Source organism: Mycobacterium sp. (assembly GCF_032161845.1).
Lineage (GTDB): Bacteria > Actinomycetota > Actinomycetes > Mycobacteriales > Mycobacteriaceae > Mycobacterium.
Genome location: NZ_JAVRQA010000244.1, coordinates 1 through 3,010, shown reverse-complemented (window position 1 = coordinate 3,010; position 3,010 = coordinate 1). Strand labels below are relative to the sequence as shown.

Below are 3,010 nucleotides of genomic sequence, written 5' to 3'. Positions count from 1 at the left end.
GTTGTCGAACTTGCTCTTGGTCACCGAGTCGTTGACGTTGATGGCCGGGAACTGCAGCTCGCCTGCGGCGGCGAACTGGTAGAGCCGCAGCACGCCCGTGGTGGTCTCCTCGGTGACGCCCTGAACGGACTCGGCGATCTTGGTCCACTTGGTCTTGTCGGTCTCGAAGCGGTCGCGGATCAGCTGCAGGAACACCTTGTACTCGTCCGAAGCGTCGTCCTCGGTGGGCGGCACGACGCCGGCCTTCTCGAACTGGGCGCCACGCAACACCAACATGGTGGCGTCACCGCCGTCGTCGAGGATCATGTTGGCCGGCTCGTTCGGCCAGGTGAGCATCTGCTCGGCGGCCCACCAGTAGTCCTCGAGGCTCTCGCCCTTCCACGCGAACACCGGAACGCCCTTGGGCTCTTCCACGGTGCCGTGCGGTCCCACTACGGTCGCGGCCGCGGCGTGATCCTGGGTGGAGAAGATGTTGCACGACGCCCAGCGCACCTCGGCGCCCAAGGAGACGAGCGTCTCGATCAGGACGGCGGTCTGGATGGTCATGTGCAGCGAGCCCGAGACGCGTGCGCCCTTCAGCGGCGCCACGTCGGCGTACTCGCGGCGCAGCGCCATCAGGCCGGGCATCTCGTGCTCGGCGAGGCGGATCTCCTTGCGGCCGAACTCGGCCAGTTCCAGGTCGGCGACCTTGTAGTCGATGCCGTTGCGTACGTCGGCGGTCAGTGTCGGTGCAGTCATGTAGAGCCCTTACTTCGTGGTCTTCTCGGGTCGTCAGTGCCATGGGCGCACACACGTGCGCCGGCGACACCCGAAGCCTGCGGACTCGCGGGACAGGCGCTATGGCGCTCTGCCGGCTAGGAGGTGTCCATGACACCGTATCGCTCGGCAAACGGTGTCATCAAACGGGCCAGGTCACGGGCCACGTCGTGATCGGCTTCCGGGGGCATCGAGACGTAACTCATCGCCAGCCTGACGATGGCTCTGGCCAGCACTCCTGCGTCCTCGTCGCTCGCGCGGACCCAACTGTGCATGAAGGTCGACGTGAGTCGTTGCGAACACCTCGTGATGATCGGCGCGCTGTCGGTGGTGATGATCTGAAGGAGGTCGGGCTTGGCCCCGCCGGTCAGCAGGGAGATGACGAGCGGATCGGACGCCGACTCCGCGAAGAACGCCTGGAAACCCTCGAGGAACGCGGTGTGGATATCGCCGACATTGCCTTCGATGGCGACGTCGACCGCGTCAACCAGCCGGTCGGCCAGCCGCAGCGCGTACCCCTCGGCCAGCCCCTGGCGCGACCCGAACTCGTTGTAGATGGTCTGGCGGCTGATACCAGCGGCCTTGGCGACGTCGGACAGGGTGATGGACGACCAGTCCCGGGTCAGCAGCATCTCGCGCATGCCGTCGAGGATCGAGCCACGCAGGAGCACTCGCGACGCCTCGGCATACGGCACGCGAGGTGCCGTCCGCCGTTCGGTCGGACTGTTCATACGCGCGAGAGTAACCGTCACGACCGGGCAACCTCGACCATCTCGAAGTCCGACTTGGCCGCGCCGCAATCGGGGCAGCTCCAGTCCTCGGGGATGTCGTCCCAACGAGTACCCGGTGCGATGCCGTCCTCCGGCCACCCCTTCTCCTCGTCGTATTCGAATCCACACTGCACGCAGAGGAACAACTTGTACGCATTCATGACTTGACTCCAATCTCTTCGAAATCCACTTTCTCGCGGACCGCACAATCTGGACAGCACCAATCGTCAGGGACGTCGACCCAGGTGGTGCCCGCCGGAAAACCCTCCCGCGGAGCACCTTTCGCCTCGTCGTAGACGTAGTCGCAACCCGGGCACCGGTAGGCGCTCATACTCAGGCCCCTCGCTCTTCGCGCGAGCGCTCATCGTCCACCCCGTACTTGGCCAGCACCTTGTCGCGCACGCGCGGATGGATGTTGGCCTTGGTGATATCACCGTCGTAGTGCTCCAGGACGCGGTGGTCCATCAACTTGCGCCACAACGCGGGGACGTAGGTCACTCCGATCAGCGATGCGTAGCCGGTGGGCAGATTTGGCGCCCCTTGCATGCTGCGCAGCGTCTGGTAGCGACGCGTCGGGTTGGCGTGGTGATCGCTGTGGCGCTGCAGGTGATACAGGAACAGGTTGGTCACCAGGTGATCGGAGTTCCAGCTGTGGACGGGGGCACACCGCTCGTAGCGGCCGCTCTCGGTCTTCTGCCGCAGCAGCCCGTAGTGCTCCATGTAGTTGACCGACTCGAGCAGGGAGAAGCCGTACACCGCCTGAATGACCAGGAACAGGATGACGGCGGGTCCGAAGACTGCGACGAGGGCACCGAAGAGCACCGCGGACATTGCCCACGAGTTGAGCACGTCGTTCTGCCAGTACGTTTTTGGATTCCATGGGCTCCGCCCAGTCCGCCGCATACGCTGGGCCTCAAGCTCCCACGACGACTTCAGGCTGCCCCAGACGGTGCGCGGCAGGAACTCCCAGAACGTCTGGCCGAAGCGCGACGACGCCGGATCCTCAGGGGTGGCGACGCGAACGTGATGGCCACGGTTGTGCTCGATGTAGAAGTGGCCGTAGAAGGTCTGTGCAAGCGTGATCTTGGCCAGCCACCGCTCCAGCGATTCCTTCTTGTGGCCCATTTCGTGGGCGGTGTTGATGCCGACACCGCCCAGCGCTCCCACCGAGAAGGCCAGGCCGATCTTGCCGAACCAACCCAGGCCGCCGTCGAATCCCAGCCAGCTCAGATCGGAGGCGGTGAACATGTACGCACCGACGATGAGGCTGAGGTACTGGAACGGAATGAAGGCGTACGTGCAGTAGCGGTAGTACTTGTCTTTCTCCAGCGCCTCCATCACCTCGTCGGGCGCGTTCTGCCCGTCAGCCCCGAAGCGCCAATCGAGCAACGGCAGCAGGATGTACAACAGGATCGGACCGATCCACAGCGGCGCCTGAGCCGCCGCGTGCCAGCCGAGCTGGTTCAACGCCCAGATCACCGGCA

The 3,010-nt window shown here is 64.8% G+C and carries 5 protein-coding genes; all 5 read right to left on the bottom strand.

What is annotated here, in order from left to right:
* Nucleotides 1–738: adenosylhomocysteinase (locus QOD90_RS14170; protein WP_526350712.1), on the bottom strand; the 738-nt coding region annotated here is incomplete at its 3' end.
* 116 nt (nucleotides 739–854) lie between these two features.
* Nucleotides 855–1,487: a TetR family transcriptional regulator AlkX gene (alkX, locus tag QOD90_RS14165; protein ID WP_526350710.1), complete on the bottom strand. Its 633-nt coding sequence runs from the start codon at nucleotides 1,485–1,487 to the stop codon at nucleotides 855–857.
* A gap of 17 nt (nucleotides 1,488–1,504) precedes the next feature.
* Nucleotides 1,505–1,687 (bottom strand): rubredoxin, encoded by a 183-nt coding sequence (locus QOD90_RS14160; RefSeq protein WP_526350708.1) that lies wholly within the window; start codon nucleotides 1,685–1,687, stop codon nucleotides 1,505–1,507.
* The gene (locus tag QOD90_RS14155; RefSeq protein WP_526350706.1) at nucleotides 1,684–1,857 is read right to left on the bottom strand and encodes a rubredoxin; all 174 of its coding nucleotides are present in this window, start codon (nucleotides 1,855–1,857) and stop codon (nucleotides 1,684–1,686) included. The genes QOD90_RS14160 and QOD90_RS14155 overlap by 4 nt, the downstream gene beginning before the upstream one ends.
* 2 nt (nucleotides 1,858–1,859) lie before the next feature.
* The coding region (locus tag QOD90_RS14150; RefSeq protein ID WP_526350704.1) for an alkane 1-monooxygenase at nucleotides 1,860–3,010 on the bottom strand (1,151 nt) is incomplete at its 5' end.

Coding starts and splice junctions, on each gene's coding strand:
- alkX (WP_526350710.1), bottom strand. CDS start 1,487: ATGAACAGTCCGACCGAACGGCGGACGGCACCTCGCGTGCCGTATGCC.
- QOD90_RS14160 (WP_526350708.1), bottom strand. CDS start 1,687: ATGAATGCGTACAAGTTGTTCCTCTGCGTGCAGTGTGGATTCGAATAC.
- QOD90_RS14155 (WP_526350706.1), bottom strand. CDS start 1,857: ATGAGCGCCTACCGGTGCCCGGGTTGCGACTACGTCTACGACGAGGCG.